The following is an 18284-nucleotide window of genomic DNA, read 5'->3' as shown; positions in this document are numbered from 1 at the left end:
TCATGGCCGAGCGCGAGTTCGACAATTACCTTGCCCGCTCCGGCGCCACCCTGGAAGGCTCGCGCTACACCGCCTATCTCGCGATCACGCCACGCAGGAGCGGCTTTCCGATGTATTTCGCGATCTGCGAAAACCGCAGCTTCCGCGACAAGGCCATCGCCGAGACCGCCGCCGCCAAGGCGCTGGCCGACATGCTGGGCCTGGAAGACGACGGCACCCCGATCTTCCCGGACGGCTACACCGGCTTCGACGACGACAAACCGGCGGACCTGGCGCCATAGCGGCATCCGGCACGGGCGCGCCTTCCGATTCAGGCCGCCCGTTCGCGCAGCTGCGCCACCGCCGCGGGAATGGCCGACGGCGTCTGCACCGTGAGCACATGCGGGTCGTTGTCGTCGAGGCCGTTTTCCAGTTCGTGCGCCCAGGTCACGTGATACGGGATATGGATACCCCAACCGCCCAGGCGCACCACCGGCTCGACATCCGAGCGCAGCGAATTGCCGACCATCGCGAACTGCGCCGGCTGCAGCTTGAACTCGGCCAGCACGCGCCGGTAGGTATCGGCATTCTTCTCCGAGACGATCTCGATGCGGCGGAACAGCTCGGCCAGGCCTGATTGGGCGACCTTTTTTTCCTGGTGGAACAGGTCGCCTTTGGTGATCAACACTACCGCGTGATGCTGCGCCACCGCCTCGACCGCCTCACGGATGCCGGGCAACAGTTCCACCGGGTGCTGCAGCACGTCCTTGCCCAGCTCGATCAGCCGATGGATATCGGCCGCCGTGATGCGTCCGGCGCTGACCGCGATCGCGGTCTCCACCATCGACAGCGCCATGCCTTTCGCGCCGTAGCCGAACAGCTTGAGGTTGCGCTGCTCGGTCGCCAACATGCTGTCGTGCACGTGCCGGTCGCCCAGATCCACGTAGCGGCCCACGATCGCGGCGAACTCCTCGTTCGCCTGCCGGTAGTAGCCTTCGCTATGCCATAGCGTGTCGTCGCCATCGAAACCGATCAGTTGCAGCATGGGAATTCATCCAGCCCTTGTTCTCATCGCAGACGGCAGTTGCGCCATCCTTTGTCCAACGTCATCACTCAGCTCACTTCGCTGCCCAGCCGCAGGTTGATGCCCAGCGCCGTGGCCAGTTCGCGCAGCGGTTCGCCGTCGCGGGTCAGTGTCATGAAGCCGGCGTAGGTGTCGCCGTCGGTTTCCCACGCCCACAGCGTGTAGCCGAATTCGGCCAGGCGGTCGTAGGCGATCGAAAACAGTTCGGCCGCATCCATGTCGTCGAAGAACTCGTCATCGTCCGGATCGCCGTTCCAGTCGATCGACAGATTCCAGCGCGAGGACAATTCGTCGACCGCCTGCACCAGCGAGCGCAGGTCGTGCGCGTCGACGATGAAACCGGAGCGCCAGTCGATCACCCGGCCGACGATCTCGATCGGCTCGACCTCGTCGGCATCGAGCTCGGCCATCGCCTCGCGGTAATCGTTGAACTGCAGCAGCGCGGTTTCCTTGTCGCCGGGATTGATCAGCAGCAACAGCTGCCAGACCTTCGCCTCGACCGAGTCTTCGTCGATATCGTCGAATTCGCGCTCGGCATCGTAATCGTCGTCGGAGGAATTCATGGGTGGATCACCGCGGGCAGGAGCCGCATGGTGGCGCGTCCGCCGCCGCGGGGGAAGCGCCAGTCATCACGCACCTACCCGGTGACGCACCGCCGCCATGTCGCGCACCGGGCGGATTTCGATCGCACCGGTGCGCGACCAGGGAAATTCCGCTGCAATCCGCACTGCCTCGTCCATACTGTCGGCCTCGATCAGGTTGAAACCGCCCAGGTATTCCTTGGTTTCGGCAAACGGCCCGTCGACGACGCTCATGCGGCCGTTGCGCACGCGCAGCGTCTTCGCCGTGGCGGGCGCATCCAGTTGCTGCGAGTCGCGCAGATGGCCTTGTTCCTGCAATTCATCGGCGTGCTTTATACAGCCGTGCATCAGCGTGTCGAACTCGCCCTCGGGCAGTGCGCCAAGCAGGGCATCGTCGTTGTAGATCATCACCAGGTATTTCATGACGTTCTCGACAGGGGAAGGTGGGTAAAGCCATGGGAAGCAGTGTGAAGGATGGATAATGCCGCCATCTCGCCACGCTGACTACCATGCACGATATCTCCAGCGCGTTCTCCTGCCATCCGATCGCCTTCGTGCGCTCGCCGTATGCACGGCGCATCGACGCGCCGCATCAACCCACCGTGGTGGAAGGCACCGAAACCGGCGCGGTGGCCGAAGCCATCATCGAGTTCGCGGCGGACTTCCCGGCGGCGGCGTTTCGCGACCTGGCCGGCTTCGAGCGGATCTGGCTGGTGTTCGTGTTCCACCTCAGCGAAGGCTGGAAGGCCGAAGTACGGCCTCCGCGCGGCGGCGGCAAGCGCAGCGTGCTGGCGACCCGCTCGCCGCATCGCCCGAATGCGATCGGCCTGTCCGCGGTCGAACTGGTCGAAGTCGGCGAACACTCGTTGCGCGTGCGCGGACTGGACCTGCTCGACGGCACTCCCATCCTCGACATCAAGCCGTACGTGCCTTACGCCGACGCGTTTCCGGCCGCGCGCGCGGGCTGGATCGACGAGATCGACGCCGCGCAGGGGCGGCACTCCGCGCCGGGTCCGCGCCGGCCACGCTCGACGCCGGCGGAGTGAGAGCCGGCCATCGCCTTGTCGCCGGCCGAGCGGCAGCATCGGCCACTCGCCATCCCAGTCCGTGAGACGGACGACCGCTAACTTGCTCCGGGCCAGTGGAAACCTCTCGCTGGCGACACCCGATGCACTGGCAGTGGTCGGTTCAAACATTTGCCGCGTCAGGCGCAAGCCCGACGCGGCTTTTTTTTGTGCGCGTGCATGCATCGCCATGCCAACGCCATCGTCAAGCCATGTTCACGTGCGAGATTGTTGAATCGGCCTCCAAGGAGAATTCGTCATGAAAGCCCGCCTGCTGCTGCTCCCGCTCGTGCTCGCTGCCTGCGTTTCGGCGTGCGAACCGGTTCGGCATGCGGCTGCGCCTGCTCCTGACAGCGCCGGTGTGGCGACCTCCACCATCACCCTCGCGCGCTATCACTGGCAATTGCACGACGCCGTCGACGGCAACAACCGGCGCCTCGATGCACTGTTCGGCAGGCCGGAGCCGCTGCAGCTCGACTTCAGCGCCGACCGGGTCAGTGTGCGCAACGCCTGCAACAACATCCACGGCAACTACACCCTGGTCGAGGGCCATCTCGTCACCGCGCCGTTGCTGCATACCATGACGGCCTGCGCCGAGACGACGCTGAACCAGCGCGAATCCACCATAGAGGCCGTGCTGCAGGGGCGACCCACGCTGATCCTGACGACTGCCGGCGATACGCCGCTGCTCACGCTGGCGGCCAACAGCGGCCAATCGCTGACGTTCATCGGCAAGCAGGCAGCACAGGCGCGCTACAGCGGGCCCGGCGAGACGGTGTACCTGGAAGTGGCGCCCCATACGACGCCCTGCCGTCACCTGCTGGTTCCGGACAAGCCGTGCCTGCTGGTACGCGAACGCCACTACGACGCGCAAGGGCTGCACGGCGGCCAGCCCGGCCCGTGGCAGCCGCTGCAGCAGGATATCGAGGGCTATGTGCACCAGCCCGGCACGCGCAACGTATTGCGCGTTAAACGCTACACGCTGAAACAACCGCCCGCCGGCACACCGCCCACCACGTATGTACTGGACATGATCATCGAGAGTGAGATCGTCAAACCTGCGGACGCCGCTTCGTCCCCGCGGCCCTGATCCGCATCGCGGGCATCGGGCGCCGGTCTCGCCGGGGCAGCTTTCTGCCGCAGTGCCGATCGTGCCGCTTGCGCCCGGATATCTCCGAGCCACTTTCTCGATACGCCAGAACGCAAAAGGGCCAGCCACCGAAAAGTGACTGGCCCGGGCGAATCGAGATCGCGAAGGATCAGGCTTGCGGGTCGGCGTCGGCTTCCGGGGCCGCCTCGTTCGAAGCCTCTTCTTCTTTCTTTCCGACCAGCGACTCGAGCGCGCCGGCGCCTTTGAAGCCCGCATAGGCGGCGACGCCTTTCGTCAGCAACCCCGCATTCGGATCGAGCTTTTCGGCGCTCTCGACCGCGGCCACCGCCCCTGCAATTTCACCGGCAAGATCCAGAATTCCCATAACGTTCTCCGCGCTGATTTTGGAGGAAAGAGCATCGTGTCGAAAACCGCAATGCAGAATGAATTTCGCCGCAAACACTTGCACCAGGTATCCAAATCGAGGCCCCGCCGCGCGCGAGCCCCATCTACCTATGGTTCGAGGACCGCGATCCGACCGCTGTTTCCGACCGGGTCCGCCGATGGATCTCCGGCTTTCCTGCGATCGCGCCAACGCAGGCACGGGCGCTCGACCAGGTAGTGCAGCGCCGCCCCCAGCAGGAGAACCGCCAGCGCATACATGGCGAAGGCGATCGCACCACGCCCTTGCAACGACGCGCCGAACGTCGCCTGCACGACGTGGAAGGCGATCTTGTGACTGAGATAAAGGCTGTAGGAAATGCCGGCCAGCCAGCCGGCACCCGGTAGCCGCCAGCGGCCGAGCAGGCTCTGGCGATCCGCGCCGGCGAACACCAGCAGGCCGACGCCGAACGACAGCAGCGGCCAGCCGAGCGCATTGGCAAGCAGGCCGGTGCGATCGCGGAACAGCCACAACGCCAAGCACGACACCACGATACCGCCCAGCAGCACGACATTCGAGCGCACCTGCAGTCGCGTCCAGGCGTGGGGTCGATATACCCGCAGCGCAGCCAGCATGACGCCCATCAGCAAACCGTCCAGCCGCATCCAGGTCGGGTAGTAGATGTCCTCCAGAAACCAGTTGCGCGGAGGATCCATCGCCGTATCGTGCAGCCACACCGTCGTGCGCAAGGCGACGCCGAGCATGACCACCGCCGCGCAGACGCTGACGAAGCCCGACATCGACGGCCGTCGCGCCAGCCACCACGCCAGCAGCGGAAAGACCAGGTAGAAATGCTCCTCCACGCACAGCGACCACGCATGCGAGAAAGCCTGGTGGCGGGCATCGGTCAGCAGGTTCAGCGTGAACGTGGCGAACTGCCACCACGGCTGCAGCCCCGGCACTTCGCGCAGCGCCGGGAACCACACATACAGCGCCAGCACTACCGCGAACGCGGGCAGGATACGCCACGCGCGACGCGCATAGAACGCGCCGAACGACGGCGGCTCGCCACGCTGCAGCGGCCGCAGCACCTGCGTGCCGATCAGAAAGCCACTGGGCACGAAGAAGATGTCCACGCCCGCCCAGCCATAGCGCGAAAGCCAGGCAAAGTCGGGACCGAGTCCGCCGACAATAAAGGAATGGAACAGCATCACCCAGACGATGGCGATGGCGCGCAGGAGGTCGAGGCCGGGGAGGCGATGCATGGACGTCCTGTCGCGACAAGGAAAGGGAATGGCCGGCATTGTGCGAGTTTTTTCTGGCCGGCGAAGACGTTTTCATGGCTTTTCGCGGACAGTTGGTTCGGCAGCCATCCACGCACCCGGCTCGGCAAGCGCGAACCGGAACCGCTGCCCGTGCCCGCCAACCCCGGCTGGAAAGACGCGTTGGCCAGACGCCGGCTCCCGTTCCCGTCATACTGCCGGGTTGCCACACAGCGACAGCGCGAACCATGTACATCGGCATCGATTTCGGCACCAGCTACTCGGCTGCCGCAGCCATCATCGAAGGCGAACTGACCTTGGTGCGTTTCGGCGACGCCGAGCAGTTCCGCACGGCGGTGTTTTTCCCCGAGCGGGTGCCGGACCCAAACGACTTCGCGCTGACTCCCGCACTGGAAGCGCGGCTGGAGGCCGAACTGCGCCTGGCCAGGACCCGGCAACGCCAGCAGGCCACGGCCGCCGCCGCGCGCGGACAGACGCCGGCGTCGCGCAGCGAAGACGAGCTGTACCGCGAAGCGCTGCGCGCGGTGCGGCAGCAGTGGATGGAAGAACAGACCCGAACCGCCACTGCGTCGGTCGCCAGTTTCCAGCACGCGCTGTTCGGCGAGGAAGCGGTGGAAGGCTACCTGGAAAGCGGCGGCGGCAACCTGATCGAATCGCCCAAGTCGATGTTCGGCTATCGGCTGGACCCGCAGGTACGCAAGGTGATCATGCATATCGCCACGCACATCCTCGAGCACATCCGCCTCACCGCGAGCCGCCAGTTCGGCGTGCCGGTGCGCGGTGCGGTGATCGGACGGCCGGTGGAATTTCGCAGCTCGATGGGCGCGCAGGGATCGGAACAGGCGATCGAGATACTGCGCGAGGCGGCCGCGGTGGCCGGCTTCGACCGCGTGACATTTCTGGAAGAACCGGCCGCCGCAGCGATGCATTATCACCAGAGCCTGCAGCGGCGGCAGTACGCGTTGATCGTCGATATCGGCGGCGGCACCACCGACGTGGCCCATGCCCGACTCGGCGGCGGCAAGGCCGCGCGGATCGCGCGCAGCTGGGGCCTGCCCAGGGGCGGTACCGACCTCGACGTGAGCGTCAGCCTGCACAGCTTCATGCCGCAGCTGGGCAAGGATCGGATCAGCATGCCGGCGCATCGATTCGTGGATGCCGCCAGCGTGCACAACCTGCCCAAGCAGCGCGAGTTCCGCCAGCAGAACTATCGCCTCATCGACGAGCCCTACGGCGCGCGGCTGCGCGCCCTGCAGGAGCCCGGCGCCACCACCCGGCTCAACCAGGCGGCCGAACGCAGCAAGATCGCCTTGAGTACGTCTGCGAACCATCGTGCCGAGCTGGACTTCATCGAGCACGGCCTCGCGGTCGAACTCGACGGCGAAGGCTTCCACTACGCCATCGCCCCGTTTCTCGGCCAGATGGAACGCACCCTGGCGACCGTGCGCAGCGACCTGGACGAACTCCCCGCCAGCGTCTTCCTCACCGGCGGCACCTCCCGCTCGCCGCAGGTCAAGACACGCGTGCAAGCCTGCTTCCCGGAGATTCCGCTGGTGCAGGGCGATCCTTCGCTGGGCGTGGTGTCGGGGCTGGCGGTGGCGGCAAGCGAGGCGGATCGCCAGGCCCGCTGAGCTTCAAACCGTGATCACTCCGGGTGGGCGTGGCCTTTCGTTGGCAGCCACTCCGTCAGGCGGCATCCGTCCATGTCGACTCGATGTCGACTTTCACCGCCTCTTCGACAGCCTCTGGGGGAACGCCGAGCATGCCGTGGACGCAGCCGTGCCGCATGCCGGCGTAGTCGCCCTTGTGGCGAAAGGTCGCCGTCCAGTTGATGCGGCCTGCGCTCGCCGGCTGGTAATCCCCTTCGTAGGTGAACCCGTTGCTGGTCTTGCCGGAGACGTTGCCCATGGCGGAAGCCTGTTGGCGTGATCGATTCGACAGCATAGGCCTTTGCCGGCGCAAATAGCGCCTGCTTGCAGAACTGCCCGGCAGCCACGGCTGCCATCTCACCTTCCATGAGGCGATAAACGGAAGGTAACTTCCCTCGTATCCCGACGAATGAAGAGAAGACCGGCGCAATCCCGGTCATCTGGAAGCGCTGCCGGGCGACTCCAAACCAGGTCGCCATTCCGAATCGTTCAATCGAGGATACGCACATGAAAAAATCAGCCTGTGGCATGGGTTTGCTTTCGCTGTTCATTGCCGGCGCCGTGGCTGCGCAAGGCACTTCGTCATCGGGCGATGATCGGGCACTGATCGTGACCGCGTCGAATACGACGCACAACCAGCTCATGATCTACAACGCGACAGGAGCCTTGCTCGAACAGCTTCCCACGGGGGGAGCGGGAGGCGTCGGCGGCAATGCCGGCGGCATCGCCCAGGGTCATGATCGGCTCGCCGTGGTCAATTTCGGCTCGGGCAACGTGTCGATCTTCGACAAGGACTTCGATCACGCGGGCCTGCGCTACGAGAAGCTTGTCCCGGCCGTCGCCAACCCCGTGAGCGTCGCGTTCGGCAACGATCACCTGTACATCCTGACCACGTCCTATATCGAGTCGCACCGGATCGACCGTTACGGCGTGGAACCCAGAGCCGATGGCGAAGCCAGGCTGGTCGTCGGAGACGGCTCCGCCGCTCAGGTGGGAACGCTGCGGGGCGAGCTTGTCATCAGCGAAAAAAGCAATGCGATTGAAACGATCGACCTCGACCGAGACGGCGCGGTTACCGGCTCGACCATGCTGGTCGCCAACATCCCCGCCAACGTCAATGCGCCTTTCGGTCTGGCCACGCGCGGCAACGACGCCTATGTGACGATTGCTCACGCGAACGAGATCAGCCTGATTCGAAACAACATGGTGCTGACTGTTACCGGTTCGGGCACCCAGTCCGCACCCTGCTGGGCGGCGCTGGACGGACCGTTCCTGTTTTCCGCCAATTCACCGAGCAAGTCGGTGTCGCGGTACGCCGTCTACGGTGAAAAGATCATCCAGGACGCGGCGGTTGTCGCAAGCTTCAACGGCAACCCGACCGACATCGCTTACCGCAGCGACCTGGCCGCGGTGATCGACGCCAGCGGCGGCGTCTCGCATGTCTCCATTTTCGACGTCGACGAGGACGGCAACTTCAGCTTGAAAGGACTGGCGACCATCGACAATGCGACCACGAACGGCGTCGCCATCGTGCGTGAGGATCGCGATTCCAGTCAGTGATGCGGCAAGCCAAGGGGCCGGAGATTTTGGCGGAAAGTCTCTGGTCCCCTCCTCCAATGGTGTAGCGACAAGCCGCCCGTGATTTCCTGCTTCGCGACTGCGGCGGCGAAGATCATCGCCGTCGAGTCGATCGCCGGACCCGAACCTATCGGTAGGCTGGCACTCGACCCCGCCATAGTGCTGGCCGGATCAAACATCGTCGACCGGCATCAATCGTCGGCGCGTGAGCAGCTCGCGCCGCCGGTGGGCAGCGCGCAACTCGCCGGCGCGGCCAAAGCGACGGCGGCCACCTTGTTCACACTGGCCAGTTGCGCCGAGGCCGGCGTGGTTTTCAGCATGGCTCCCATGACCAGCGCGCAGATGCTGAAGCAGACAACGAACAGCGTGGTCAGGATCAGTGATTCGAATTTCATGACGTGTCTCCGTGATTGGCTTATGCCCTGTGCTGTCGGTAGAGCAATCGCCGTGCCAATCAACTCGCAAGATCCAAGCCAATGAATTTTCGAAAGAAAATCCATCGCCAATCGCATCGACCGATTGTCCGCGGACAGCCGGCAACGCGATGCCGGACAGGCGGACAGTGGATGCAGCGCGTGCGGCGGTGACGAAACGTCAGCCGGCGCCGATCTTTCCCGGCGGCGTGTTGCCCGCCACGACATCGAGCGCCTGCAGCGAGACGGTCTTGCTGCCATGGTCGAGTTGCTGGCGGCCGACTTCGCGAAACCCCAGCCTGGCGTGGAACCGTGCGGACGCCGGGTTGGGTGGCTCGATATCGAACTCGCAGGTGATCAACGGCACGCCATCGCGCGAAGCCCTCGCGTACACGTCGCGATAGAGCCGGCTGCCGGCGCCCCGTGCCTGCGCGTCGCCCGCCACCACGATGCGGTCCACGTACAGGAAACGCGCTTGGCGCTGCGCAAACCACCGGTAGTTCGGACTGTCGTAGTCCGCCCCTTCGCGAAACGCGAGCAGGAACGCCGCCACCCGACCGTCCTGTTCGATCACGCGGTGCAACTCCGCCTGCGCATGCAGCCTCGCAAGACGCTCGCCGTCGAGCGGACTGAGCACGGCCACGAAGGCCTCGTTGAGCGCAAGGATCGCGGCGAAGTCGGCAGGTGTGGCGTCTCGTGGCATCGGGCGGCTTTGCGGCATCGGACGAGGTCGAGGTCGAGGTCGAGGAAGCTGCATTCTGACTCCCGTCCCTGAATTCGGCACTGGTCGGCATCGAGGCCGGCATGGTGGTGGGCGTCTCCGATCGCCGGGGGTAACATCGGTCAATGTCGTTGCCTCCCCCAACCGCCATTGTTCCGAAACGCAGGCCTGCCTCATGAAAACATTCCAGCGACTCGCGCTGACCGCGCTTTCATTCCTGCTGGTCGCCACGGCATCGGCAAGGACCCAGCCCGACCCGTCGAAGACACGCGCGTACATCGATCACGCCTGGGACACGCTCACGCGCTCGATGGACGACTGCTCGTCGCTGAGCGACAGCAAGATGAAGACCCAGCCGGTGCTGTACCTGCCGGCAGACCTGCCGACGCCGCCGGACCTGGCGGCGATCGCAAAACATTGCCGTGTCGACGTGCATGTGCTGCCACGCGCCATCGGCAGGCTGGGCGATATCTCGCCCACCCAGCTGCCCAAGCAGGGACTGCTTTATCTGCCACATCCGTACGTGGTGCCCGGCGGGTTCTTCAACGAGATGTATGGCTGGGACAGCTATTTCATCGTGCTCGGCCTGGTGGCCGACCATCGCGAGGCGCTGGCGCGCGGCATGGCCGACAACGCGCTGTTCGAGGTCAAGTACTACGGCGCGGTGCTCAATGCCAACCGCACGTACTACCTCACCCGATCGCAGCCGCCGTTCCTGAGCTCGATGATGCGCGCGGTGCTCGACGACCCGGCCAGCTTCCACGACCGGACCGAGGCACGCGCCTGGCTGAAGCAGGCGTATCCGCTGGCCGTGCGCGACTACTCGACCTGGACGCGCAAGGAGCATCTCGCAGGCGACACCGGCCTTTCGCGCTATTACGATTACGGCGGCACCAGCCCGGTGCTGGAGATGCACGACAGCAGCTATTTTCGGGGTGTGATCAAGTGGCTGATGGCGCATCCGTCGAAGGATCCCGGCTATCTGGTCAAGGCCTCGGGACACCCCGACGATGAGGAAGCCGCGCGCCTGAAAACCACCAGCTGCGACGTGCGCGCCTCGACAGTGTGCGCAGGGGCATGGGTCGGCGGCTATCGCCTCAGCGCCGACTATTATCTGGGCGATCGCGCCATGCGCGAGTCGGGCTTCGACACCTCGTTCCGGGTCGGCCCGTTCGGCGGTTCCACCCACCAGTACGCGACGGTGGATCTGAACAGCCTGCTGTACCGCTATGAACGCGACTTGCACGATTTCGCCGTGCAGCTCGGCCTCGATGCGGATGCCCGCCGCTGGGCCAGTGCCGCCGAGGCGCGGCACCGGGCGATCGACAAGTACCTGTGGCGCCCTGACCAGGGCATGTACATGGATTACGACTTCGTCGCCGGCAAGCCGTCCGACTACCACTTCATCGCGACGTTCTACCCGCTGTGGGCCGGCCTGGCCTCGCCGCAGCAAGCCGCTTCGCTGCGCGGCAAACTGGACCTGTTCGAGCGGATGGGCGGACTGCAGACCAGCGATCGCGAGAGCGGTGCGCAATGGGATGCGCCGTTCGGCTGGGCACCGACCAACTGGCTGGCCATTTCCGGCCTGGATGCCTACGGCTTCCACCAGGATGCGCGCCGCATCGCGCGCGAATTCACTGGCACCATCGACCGCAGTCTCGCCGCCGACGGCACCATCCGGGAGAAATACAACATGGTCAGCGGCAATGCCGACGTCAAGATCAGTGCCGGTTACAAGGACAACGTGATCGGCTTCGGCTGGACCAATGGCGTGTACCTGAAACTGCGGCAACTGCTGGGCAACCCGAAGCCGGAAACGGTGCCAAGGCCGTCATCGATCGAGCGGTCGAGCGAACCCACCCATCCTTGAGGACCAGCCACCCATCGACGCACCATGTGTCGATGGGTGGCTCCTGCTTTTCTTGCGAACGGCTTGTCACCCGGCCGATTCCAGCCGAAGCACATAGCGCTCCTCGCCATAGAACACGCCGTCGACCTGCAACGCGCCCGGCTCCACCCCACAGCTTGCAAAACCAACCGACCGATACAGCGCTCTGGCTCCCGTGTTCGCTACGTTGACGCCGAGCCTGATCTGGCGAACGCCGGCGATGGATCGGGCCAGCGCCACCGCTGCCGCCAGCAGCGCGCGGCCGAATCCACGACGGCGGAATGCCGGGGCGACATACAGGCCGGCCAGCTCAACCGCATGGCGCAGCTTCTCTCGCTGCGGATGGATGACGGCGACGAATCCGGCCAGCTCGCCCCGTTCGAAGATACCCAGCATGCGAATGGATCCGTCGGCAGCGGGAGCCATACGGGAAGCCACCTCCCCCATGGATCGGCCAGCCTCGTCTGCATGGCTTGCGCTGAAAGCCGTGGGGCTTTCCTGTAGCGCCAGCAGCCGGAGCTCCTGGTAGGCCCCGGCGTCAGTAGGATCCAGCGGCCTGACTTGCATGGGTCGATACCTGTCCCGGTGATGGTGAAACCGATGGCGGCCCGTTCTCTTCAGAGAACGTGCGGCCTCGGCTATGTCCCGATCGCACGATGCGTCAGCGCGAAATCGATCGCTGCGCACACCGCCGCCACCTGGGCGGCGGTGCATTGCTCGACGGTGGCCCGGGGACTGTCGGGATAGACCTCGGTGGTGGTCTTGTAAGTCGCATCGGTGATGCCCGCGCAGAGGCCCAGCCGCTTGAGCGCGTACTCGATGACGCCCGGGGCGACCGCCGGCGAGCCGATGATCTCGCCCTGGCCATCGGCCGGGGCGATGTGGGTGACCTTCGCCACCGCCGCGATCACCGCCTGCTGGAACGCGGGTTGCGGATGTTCGCTGTCGTCGACCAGATAGAAACCGTCGGGAACCTCGCCCGGCGCATGCGCCACGCCGTCGCGGGCGGCCAGCGCCGGACGAAACTCGGACTCGTCGCTATCGGTGGTCTCATGCAGATCCACATGCACCAGTACGCGATCGCGGAACGGCGCGACCAGGCGCATGAGGGCGGCCGATTCCTGCGCGGGACTGTCGTCGCGGAACGAGCGGTTGGGATCGATCGCGTCGGCGTTCCAGCGGTGAATCCGCTCGTAAGCCCAGGGGCTGACGCAAGGCGCGACGACGAGGTTCGCCTTGCCTTCATAGTGCGACGCCTGCAGCTCCGCGAATTGCAGGGCGCCGTGCACACCACTGGTTTCGTAACCATGCACACCGCCCGTCACCAGCACGATGGGCAGCTCGTCGCGCCAGTCGCGGCTCTTGATCGCGAACAGCGGGTAACTGTCGGAACCGTCATACTTTACGCGGCCGTACTCCGACACGTCGAAGCGCGCGCGCAGCCTCTCGATCGCGTCCAGCACATCGACTTCATAGCTGCGCTTGACGGTCTGCCGTGCCAGCCATGCAGCCACTTCGGCGTTGCCCCAGCGGGTACCGGGCGTGCCGATAGGATAAGGTGCTTGCGTCGTCGTCATATCGCTTACTCTGCTTTGGCGCATGGGCATGCCGAGCACTTTAGCATCGGCAGGAAACGCCGCAGGCGTTCACCCCACGCGCCTGAACCGGATGTCGTGCCCCTCGCGGCGAGCGAGGAAACCGGTGATGCGTCCCTGGCCATCGCGTTCGAAGATGCGGCGGATACGTGGCTGGTTGGGAGTGAACAGTACGTCGCGCACTTCGACGTCCAGCGGGGTCGGCGAGGCGCCGTTGGTGGAACTGGTCATCCGCTGTCCCTGGCGGGAAATCTTCACCATCGCGTCGGCACCGGCCGAATAAATGCCCGCGTACTGGTCGAGCTCAGCCTCCGGCAGCTGGATGGCCGGCGGCGCATCGGGCACGGCCAGCGTCTGGCTGGAGATCATGCGCCAGGTGCCGGCCTCCTTCAGCCACACCTCGGTCGAGCGGAAACGCGCGTGCCTGACCTGCTCGTGGAAATGAAAGGTGGCGTTGTCGGTGAAGCTGGTGACGGCGACATCGCCATGCAGCTGCAGGTTCCAGTCGGATTGCACCAGCACGGCGGCATTGGCCGCCGGCTTTGGCGTGGGCGCGGCTGGTGCCGTACCGACGATGTCCTTCTTCGTCGCGATGTCGCCGCTTTCGTTCATGAAGACCACGCGGTCGTCGAGCATGCGCGCCAGCGCCGCGTTGTCGCCCGAGGCCGAGGCATCGGAGAACGCCTGCGACAGTTGCCTGAGCTTCGCCGCATCGTGGTCGTCGGCGTGCGCGGGACATGCCGCCACGATCAGTGCGCACAGCAACAGAACAGGTTTGAGCGGGGCGGGCATGCGGACGTTCCTGGGCGGGTGGATGACGGATGACTCGGAGTCGCCGGCGTCAAGGTGCGGGCACGCGCGTGGCCTGAGTGAAGATTACCTGCCAGCGGCCGTCGCGCTTGCGCCAGACATCGGCGAAACGCAGCCTCGCCTTGAACGGCTTGCCGCCGCTCAGGCCTTGCAGCGTCACCGCGCCGCCGAGGACCGCGCCATCGTTCCACTGGCGGATGGATTCGTCCTCGACCACGTAAGGCATGAGCTTCCAGCCGGGCGCGGTGTAGTCGTTGATGAAATCGGCCTTGTTTTCGAGTTGCGCACGGCTGTTCACCAGCACGTAGTCGTCGGCAAGCAGGCGTGCCAGTGCGTGGCCGTCGCCCTTCATCTGCGCGCGATCGAACGCGGCCACGGCCTGGGCGAGGTCGGGGGGAAGCTGCGCGTGCGATGTTGAGGCTGCGTGCGGCGATGTCGCGCCAAACGCGAGGATGGCCATCAGAACTGCAACTTTCATATCGTCTCCCCTGCTTGGCGAGCCCCCGATCCGGCGGCGAAAGATCAGCGGACTGTCGAACAGCGTGCTGATGGTGGACGCACTCGTGGCGGGCTTACGATGCCAACCGCCGGTACCGCCGTCCAGCGCCGGAAGTCACGGGGTCGGCCGCTTCGTTTTCTCGCTACGCGCTTACCCGGGCTCCGGCGCCACCGAGCCGGACGGTAGTTTGCCCGTCGCCGCGTCGTTCTCCATGGTCGCCTTGATGACGGCGAGCCCCTGCACCATCATCCCTTCGACATGATCGGCAAGCTCATCGGGAAGCAGGTCCGCGATCCAGACGAAGCGGCATTGCCGCGGCTTTTCGCCGAATACCTGGGCCGCGGCGCTGTAGTGCCGGAACGGTTCGTCGACGATGGCCCAGACCAGGCGGTGTTCGGTGTCGTCCACATCCACGATCAGTTCGTGCGCCACCTGCCCGTTGCCGAACGTGACGATGCGCGCGCCGGGTTCGAGCCGGGTGTCGATGACAAAACCGGGCACCAGTCGCGTATGCAGTGCACCGATATCGCGCAACGCCGCCCATACGGTTTCCGCGGGCGCGTCGATGAGGATTTCCTTGCGGATGGACGCCATGGGAATCTCCTTGGCTCACTTCAGGCACACGGCTTCGACGTTGTTGCCATCCGGGTCGAGCAGGAAGGCGGCGTAGTAGCGGTCGCCATAATCATGGCGCAGGCCGGGTGCGCCATGGTCGCGGCCGCCGGCCTTCAGTCCCGCCTTGTGGAACGCGTCGACTGCCGCCCGGTCCGCGGCACGAAACGCCAGATGCATGCCTGCGGGATTTGCCCCGCTCTGCGCATACAGCCATAGCGAAGGCGCGTCCTTCGGCCCCAGGCCCGCGCTCGTCTCGTCGCGCGAGCAGAGCACGTGGCCCAGCGCCGCGAGGGTGGCGGTGTAGAAGCGTACGCTGGCGTCGAGATCGCCGGCCTTCAGTCCGATGTGGTCGTACATGATGATTTTCTCCGGTGCATGGTGTCGGGTGGAACCCAAGCATCGGAGAAGCCGGCGAGCCTTTCTTGGAGAATCTTGCGATCGCCGCGGCCGGCCTGACGGAAACTTCTCGGCGGCATGCCGGCGCATCGATGAAAGGTGCGCACGAAGTTGGAGAGGTCGCCAAAGCCGGCCTCGAAGGCGACATCGGTGATCGGACGCTCGCCTTCGAGCAGAAGCCGGGCCGCGCGGCGCAACCGGGAGCGCACCAGGTACTGATGCGGCGTGACGCCCAGCACGCTGTTGAACACACGCAGAAAATGGAACGGGCTCAGCCCGGCCTCGCGCGCCGCCGACTCCAGATCGACCTGCTGCCGGGCGTGGGCGTCGATCCACAAGGCCGCCGCGACGGCACGCCGGCGATTCTGCGCCGTGACTCGCGGCGGCGCGTTGCCGCGGCCGGACACCGCATTCATGAAACGGGTCGCGAGCAGCATGCCCACTTCGTCCAGCCCGAGGTCGTTGCGTCCCTCGGCGGTGGCCTGCGCCAGTTCGCCCAGCACGATCAGTTCCGGCAAGGGCGCCACGCCCCCCACGCGCCATGCCGATGACTCGCCGCCGAGGGAATCCAGCAGCGCCGGCGTCAACTGGAAAGAGAGGCATTCGTCGCCGCCGTGGTGGTGGTCGTGCGTGCAGACATATTCGTCGCCCGCCCGTCCGACCATGACCGAGCCCGCCACCAGCTCGAAAACCCGCCCGCGCACGCGATAGCCGAAACTGCCCTTGCGCACATAGGAAACCGAATAGCGGCGATGGACCTCGGGGTATGGCTCGTCATCGGGTACCGCCGTACAGCGGTAGTCCATCGCGAGGATCGAGCCATCTTGCAAAGTGGTTATAACAGGCATTTCGCGGGAGCAAACAGCCGTGGGTTGGCAAGCATAGAACACGGGCGGGCAGATGGTTGCTTACCCGTTTGCCGGCCTGCCCGGACGCTTGGCATCGGGGACCACGGCCGCGCTCCTGGCCGGAGGACTTCAAGCGCAAAGGCCGCGCGCATCCGCCCGGCTTACATCTGCTCCACCGGCAGCACGCGGCGACGGGCACGTTCGCGCAGGGAGCAATCGCGCAGCGTTTCGGCCATCGCCTCGAGTCCGGGGATGCCGTACAGGATCACCGACGTCATGTCCTGGTCGGACGAGTGCAGATGCACTTCGCACTGGCCCAGCAGCCGCATGCCGAACGGCTTCAACACATCGAAATGATCGACCCGGAACAGTTCGAGGTTGTCTTTCACCTTGGAGAACAGCCCGCGCTCGATCTGCACGCGCTGCGTGGTGACGGTGAAGGTGATGCTCAGGCTGCGGATCCAGTACACCAGCAAGGCGATGCCCAGCGTGCAGACCGCCAGCAAAAATTGGCCGAAGGTGTAGACGGCTTTCGGATGGCCCGAGAACAAGGTCTTCTCCACCGTGGCCTCGTGCGCCGCCACGTAGCTGTCGATGTCCGTTCCGCAGTACCGGCACTTGTGCGCATCCGCCTGGATTTCTTCCGCGCACGCCGGGCATCGCTTCATCGCTTGTTCCATGATTTTCTCCGCCTGGAATACCGACCGGTCCCTAGACTAGCTGCGTTTCGGGCGCAGTGGATCGAACGCGCGGTGAACGATCGCCGGACGCCCGGCCTAGCCCGCCAGGCTTTCGAAGGCGTGCACGATCCCCATCCACGTGGCCGTGGCCGCAAAGGGTACGGTCAGCACCTGCTGCGCCAGCAACACCGCGCCGCCATACACATACACCGGATGCGGCCGGCCGGTGATGCGCCAGTCGGGCACCAAGGCGACCACCACGAACAGGTCCGCCATCCAGACATAGAAATACCAGCCTGCAACCGCGCCAGCCGCGATGGCTGAATCCCTTGCATTCATGGGAATCACCCCGTCAGTCATGCCGCAAGCGTGCTGCCGCGCGCAGCGGCACACGTCCCCGACAGCGGCGGCAAACCTTCGTCGACAGGCGCCGCCAAGACGAAGACCGGCGACCGGCCAGCCCTCTCCAACAAGCCGCAGTGTCCTCCTGTCCCGGCCGGCGCGAAAGCACCCGTTCGGGCCCCGGACGTCAGGTGTTCCGAATCGGCATGAGGTCGATCCCGGATCGGCCCGAGGGAACCGTCAGCGGTACGTGCGTTTTCACCGAAAGGCCGCTCGCGTCTTCCGCCAGAGGATGCGATCGCCATCGTTGTTGTAGGAGCCCGCTGGCGGGCGATGCTTTCGTCTTGAATCTCACCGGGCCGACCATCGGAGCAGGAGCATCGCCCGCCAGCGGGCTCCTACCCCCTGCGTGAGTGGGGTGGCGGTTCGTTTCGGGATCCGGCGCGGATTTACGCATTACTGCCCTATCTCGCGCAGGGGCTTGCCCGACATCAGGTTGCGTTCGATCTGTTCCAGCGTGACGTTCTTGGTTTCCGGGATCAGCCAGAAGGTGATCACCAGGAACACTAGATTGAGCCCCGCATACAGCCAGAATGTCGCCGCGTTGCCGATGCCGTTGAGCAGGCTCAGGAAGGTCACGCCGACGATCATGTTGGCGATCCAGTTGGTGAAGGTCGAGCAGCCGATGCCGAAGTCGCGGCCCTTCAGCGGCTGCACTTCCGAGCACAGCGTCCAGATCAGCGGACCGGCCGACATGGCGAAGCCGACGATGAAGGTCAGCAGCATC

24 protein-coding genes are annotated in these 18284 nt (G+C 65.3%); 6 read left to right on the top strand and 18 right to left on the bottom strand.

Annotation, left to right across the window (positions count from 1 at the left end):
• The first annotated feature begins 2 nt into the window (after positions 1-2).
• Positions 3-281 carry a hypothetical protein gene (locus ACFPPB_RS11500; RefSeq protein WP_377327167.1) on the top strand — a complete coding sequence of 93 codons (279 nt, stop codon included), beginning with the start codon at positions 3-5 and terminating at the stop codon, positions 279-281.
• Between the two features lie 29 nt (positions 282-310).
• Here ACFPPB_RS11500 and ACFPPB_RS11495 read toward each other — a convergent pair whose 3' ends face one another.
• The 3 genes from ACFPPB_RS11495 to ACFPPB_RS11485 all read right to left on the bottom strand — a co-directional run bounded on the left by ACFPPB_RS11495 (position 311) and on the right by ACFPPB_RS11485 (position 2067).
• Complete coding sequence (locus ACFPPB_RS11495) at positions 311-1024, bottom strand: HAD family hydrolase (RefSeq protein ID WP_377327165.1); 714 nt, start codon at positions 1022-1024, stop codon at positions 311-313.
• A gap of 68 nt (positions 1025-1092) precedes the next feature.
• Complete coding sequence (locus ACFPPB_RS11490) at positions 1093-1626, bottom strand: DUF6630 family protein (RefSeq protein WP_377327163.1); 534 nt, start codon at positions 1624-1626, stop codon at positions 1093-1095.
• A gap of 66 nt (positions 1627-1692) precedes the next feature.
• Positions 1693-2067: a YciI family protein gene (locus ACFPPB_RS11485; RefSeq protein ID WP_377327162.1), complete on the bottom strand. Its 375-nt coding sequence runs from the start codon at positions 2065-2067 to the stop codon at positions 1693-1695.
• Between the two features lie 86 nt (positions 2068-2153).
• Between ACFPPB_RS11485 and tsaA the strand changes: the two genes are divergently transcribed.
• Positions 2154-2690 carry a tRNA (N6-threonylcarbamoyladenosine(37)-N6)-methyltransferase TrmO gene (gene tsaA / locus ACFPPB_RS11480; protein WP_377327160.1) on the top strand — a complete coding sequence of 179 codons (537 nt, stop codon included), beginning with the start codon at positions 2154-2156 and terminating at the stop codon, positions 2688-2690.
• Positions 2691-2967: 277 nt separating this feature from the next.
• Positions 2968-3798, top strand: a complete 831-nt coding sequence (locus tag ACFPPB_RS11475; RefSeq protein WP_377327158.1) for a DUF4377 domain-containing protein — start codon at positions 2968-2970, stop codon at positions 3796-3798.
• Between the two features lie 169 nt (positions 3799-3967).
• Here ACFPPB_RS11475 and ACFPPB_RS11470 read toward each other — a convergent pair whose 3' ends face one another.
• Positions 3968-4267: a hypothetical protein gene (locus tag ACFPPB_RS11470; RefSeq protein ID WP_377327156.1), complete on the bottom strand. Its 300-nt coding sequence runs from the start codon at positions 4265-4267 to the stop codon at positions 3968-3970.
• A 44-nt stretch (positions 4268-4311) separates the two neighbouring features.
• Positions 4312-5445 (bottom strand): acyltransferase family protein, encoded by a 1134-nt coding sequence (locus tag ACFPPB_RS11465; protein ID WP_377327154.1) that lies wholly within the window; start codon positions 5443-5445, stop codon positions 4312-4314.
• A gap of 245 nt (positions 5446-5690) precedes the next feature.
• On the opposite strand from ACFPPB_RS11465, the gene ACFPPB_RS11460 reads away from it, so the two are divergent.
• Positions 5691-7094, top strand: coding sequence for an Hsp70 family protein (locus ACFPPB_RS11460; protein WP_377327152.1), 1404 nt, complete (start codon positions 5691-5693; stop codon positions 7092-7094).
• A gap of 55 nt (positions 7095-7149) precedes the next feature.
• Here ACFPPB_RS11460 and ACFPPB_RS11455 read toward each other — a convergent pair whose 3' ends face one another.
• Positions 7150-7371 carry a TonB-dependent receptor gene (locus ACFPPB_RS11455; RefSeq protein ID WP_377327150.1) on the bottom strand — a complete coding sequence of 74 codons (222 nt, stop codon included), beginning with the start codon at positions 7369-7371 and terminating at the stop codon, positions 7150-7152.
• 383 nt (positions 7372-7754) lie between these two features.
• Here ACFPPB_RS11455 and ACFPPB_RS11450 point away from each other — a divergent pair, with 383 nt between their 5' ends.
• On the top strand, positions 7755-8672 hold the full coding sequence (locus tag ACFPPB_RS11450) for a hypothetical protein (RefSeq protein WP_377327148.1): 918 nt from the start codon (positions 7755-7757) through the stop codon (positions 8670-8672).
• 209 nt (positions 8673-8881) lie between these two features.
• Here the strand turns inward: ACFPPB_RS11450 and ACFPPB_RS11445 are convergent, their stop codons facing one another.
• Positions 8882-9085 (bottom strand): hypothetical protein, encoded by a 204-nt coding sequence (locus ACFPPB_RS11445; RefSeq protein WP_377327146.1) that lies wholly within the window; start codon positions 9083-9085, stop codon positions 8882-8884.
• 199 nt (positions 9086-9284) lie between these two features.
• Positions 9285-9806, bottom strand: coding sequence for a GNAT family N-acetyltransferase (locus ACFPPB_RS11440; protein ID WP_377327144.1), 522 nt, complete (start codon positions 9804-9806; stop codon positions 9285-9287).
• Between the two features lie 193 nt (positions 9807-9999).
• On the opposite strand from ACFPPB_RS11440, the gene ACFPPB_RS11435 reads away from it, so the two are divergent.
• Positions 10000-11694 (top strand): trehalase family glycosidase, encoded by a 1695-nt coding sequence (locus tag ACFPPB_RS11435; RefSeq protein WP_377327142.1) that lies wholly within the window; start codon positions 10000-10002, stop codon positions 11692-11694.
• Positions 11695-11760: 66 nt separating this feature from the next.
• On the opposite strand, the gene ACFPPB_RS11430 is transcribed toward ACFPPB_RS11435, so the two are convergent.
• The 10 genes from ACFPPB_RS11430 to ACFPPB_RS11385 form a co-directional block, all read right to left on the bottom strand.
• Complete coding sequence (locus ACFPPB_RS11430; protein WP_377327140.1) at positions 11761-12279, bottom strand: GNAT family N-acetyltransferase; 519 nt, start codon at positions 12277-12279, stop codon at positions 11761-11763.
• 71 nt (positions 12280-12350) lie between these two features.
• Positions 12351-13289: a M14 family metallopeptidase gene (locus ACFPPB_RS11425; protein WP_377327138.1), complete on the bottom strand. Its 939-nt coding sequence runs from the start codon at positions 13287-13289 to the stop codon at positions 12351-12353.
• 69 nt (positions 13290-13358) lie between these two features.
• Positions 13359-14099: a nuclear transport factor 2 family protein gene (locus tag ACFPPB_RS11420; protein WP_377327136.1), complete on the bottom strand. Its 741-nt coding sequence runs from the start codon at positions 14097-14099 to the stop codon at positions 13359-13361.
• A gap of 49 nt (positions 14100-14148) precedes the next feature.
• Positions 14149-14595 carry a nuclear transport factor 2 family protein gene (locus tag ACFPPB_RS11415; protein ID WP_377327134.1) on the bottom strand — a complete coding sequence of 149 codons (447 nt, stop codon included), beginning with the start codon at positions 14593-14595 and terminating at the stop codon, positions 14149-14151.
• A 171-nt stretch (positions 14596-14766) separates the two neighbouring features.
• The gene (locus ACFPPB_RS11410) at positions 14767-15210 is read right to left on the bottom strand and encodes an SRPBCC family protein (protein ID WP_377327132.1); all 444 of its coding nucleotides are present in this window, start codon (positions 15208-15210) and stop codon (positions 14767-14769) included.
• A gap of 15 nt (positions 15211-15225) precedes the next feature.
• On the bottom strand, positions 15226-15588 hold the full coding sequence (locus ACFPPB_RS11405; protein ID WP_377327130.1) for a VOC family protein: 363 nt from the start codon (positions 15586-15588) through the stop codon (positions 15226-15228).
• Complete coding sequence (locus ACFPPB_RS11400; protein WP_377327128.1) at positions 15567-16358, bottom strand: helix-turn-helix domain-containing protein; 792 nt, start codon at positions 16356-16358, stop codon at positions 15567-15569. The genes ACFPPB_RS11405 and ACFPPB_RS11400 overlap by 22 nt, the downstream gene beginning before the upstream one ends.
• Positions 16359-16636: 278 nt before the next feature.
• Positions 16637-17155: a PH domain-containing protein gene (locus ACFPPB_RS11395; RefSeq protein ID WP_377327126.1), complete on the bottom strand. Its 519-nt coding sequence runs from the start codon at positions 17153-17155 to the stop codon at positions 16637-16639.
• Between the two features lie 96 nt (positions 17156-17251).
• Positions 17252-17494 carry a hypothetical protein gene (locus ACFPPB_RS11390; protein WP_377327124.1) on the bottom strand — a complete coding sequence of 81 codons (243 nt, stop codon included), beginning with the start codon at positions 17492-17494 and terminating at the stop codon, positions 17252-17254.
• A 459-nt stretch (positions 17495-17953) separates the two neighbouring features.
• Positions 17954-18284: MFS transporter (locus ACFPPB_RS11385; protein ID WP_377327122.1), on the bottom strand; the 331-nt coding region annotated here is incomplete at its 5' end.

The sequence above is a fragment of the Rhodanobacter terrae genome (genome assembly GCF_042657005.1).
Lineage (GTDB): Bacteria > Pseudomonadota > Gammaproteobacteria > Xanthomonadales > Rhodanobacteraceae > Rhodanobacter > Rhodanobacter terrae.
The sequence above is the reverse complement of the archived record's forward strand: the minus strand, read 5'-3'. Positions and strand labels throughout refer to the sequence as shown.

Coding starts and splice junctions, on each gene's coding strand:
- ACFPPB_RS11500 (WP_377327167.1), top strand. CDS start 3: ATGGCCGAGCGCGAGTTCGACAATTACCTTGCCCGCTCCGGCGCCACC.
- ACFPPB_RS11495 (WP_377327165.1), bottom strand. CDS start 1,024: ATGCTGCAACTGATCGGTTTCGATGGCGACGACACGCTATGGCATAGC.
- ACFPPB_RS11490 (WP_377327163.1), bottom strand. CDS start 1,626: ATGAATTCCTCCGACGACGATTACGATGCCGAGCGCGAATTCGACGAT.
- ACFPPB_RS11485 (WP_377327162.1), bottom strand. CDS start 2,067: ATGAAATACCTGGTGATGATCTACAACGACGATGCCCTGCTTGGCGCA.
- tsaA (WP_377327160.1), top strand. CDS start 2,154: ATGCACGATATCTCCAGCGCGTTCTCCTGCCATCCGATCGCCTTCGTG.
- ACFPPB_RS11475 (WP_377327158.1), top strand. CDS start 2,968: ATGAAAGCCCGCCTGCTGCTGCTCCCGCTCGTGCTCGCTGCCTGCGTT.
- ACFPPB_RS11465 (WP_377327154.1), bottom strand. CDS start 5,445: ATGCATCGCCTCCCCGGCCTCGACCTCCTGCGCGCCATCGCCATCGTC.
- ACFPPB_RS11460 (WP_377327152.1), top strand. CDS start 5,691: ATGTACATCGGCATCGATTTCGGCACCAGCTACTCGGCTGCCGCAGCC.
- ACFPPB_RS11455 (WP_377327150.1), bottom strand. CDS start 7,371: ATGGGCAACGTCTCCGGCAAGACCAGCAACGGGTTCACCTACGAAGGG.
- ACFPPB_RS11450 (WP_377327148.1), top strand. CDS start 7,755: ATGATCTACAACGCGACAGGAGCCTTGCTCGAACAGCTTCCCACGGGG.
- ACFPPB_RS11445 (WP_377327146.1), bottom strand. CDS start 9,085: ATGAAATTCGAATCACTGATCCTGACCACGCTGTTCGTTGTCTGCTTC.
- ACFPPB_RS11440 (WP_377327144.1), bottom strand. CDS start 9,806: ATGCCACGAGACGCCACACCTGCCGACTTCGCCGCGATCCTTGCGCTC.
- ACFPPB_RS11435 (WP_377327142.1), top strand. CDS start 10,000: ATGAAAACATTCCAGCGACTCGCGCTGACCGCGCTTTCATTCCTGCTG.
- ACFPPB_RS11430 (WP_377327140.1), bottom strand. CDS start 12,279: ATGCAAGTCAGGCCGCTGGATCCTACTGACGCCGGGGCCTACCAGGAG.
- ACFPPB_RS11425 (WP_377327138.1), bottom strand. CDS start 13,289: ATGACGACGACGCAAGCACCTTATCCTATCGGCACGCCCGGTACCCGC.
- ACFPPB_RS11420 (WP_377327136.1), bottom strand. CDS start 14,099: ATGCCCGCCCCGCTCAAACCTGTTCTGTTGCTGTGCGCACTGATCGTG.
- ACFPPB_RS11415 (WP_377327134.1), bottom strand. CDS start 14,595: ATGAAAGTTGCAGTTCTGATGGCCATCCTCGCGTTTGGCGCGACATCG.
- ACFPPB_RS11410 (WP_377327132.1), bottom strand. CDS start 15,210: ATGGCGTCCATCCGCAAGGAAATCCTCATCGACGCGCCCGCGGAAACC.
- ACFPPB_RS11405 (WP_377327130.1), bottom strand. CDS start 15,588: ATGTACGACCACATCGGACTGAAGGCCGGCGATCTCGACGCCAGCGTA.
- ACFPPB_RS11395 (WP_377327126.1), bottom strand. CDS start 17,155: ATGGAACAAGCGATGAAGCGATGCCCGGCGTGCGCGGAAGAAATCCAG.
- ACFPPB_RS11390 (WP_377327124.1), bottom strand. CDS start 17,494: ATGAATGCAAGGGATTCAGCCATCGCGGCTGGCGCGGTTGCAGGCTGG.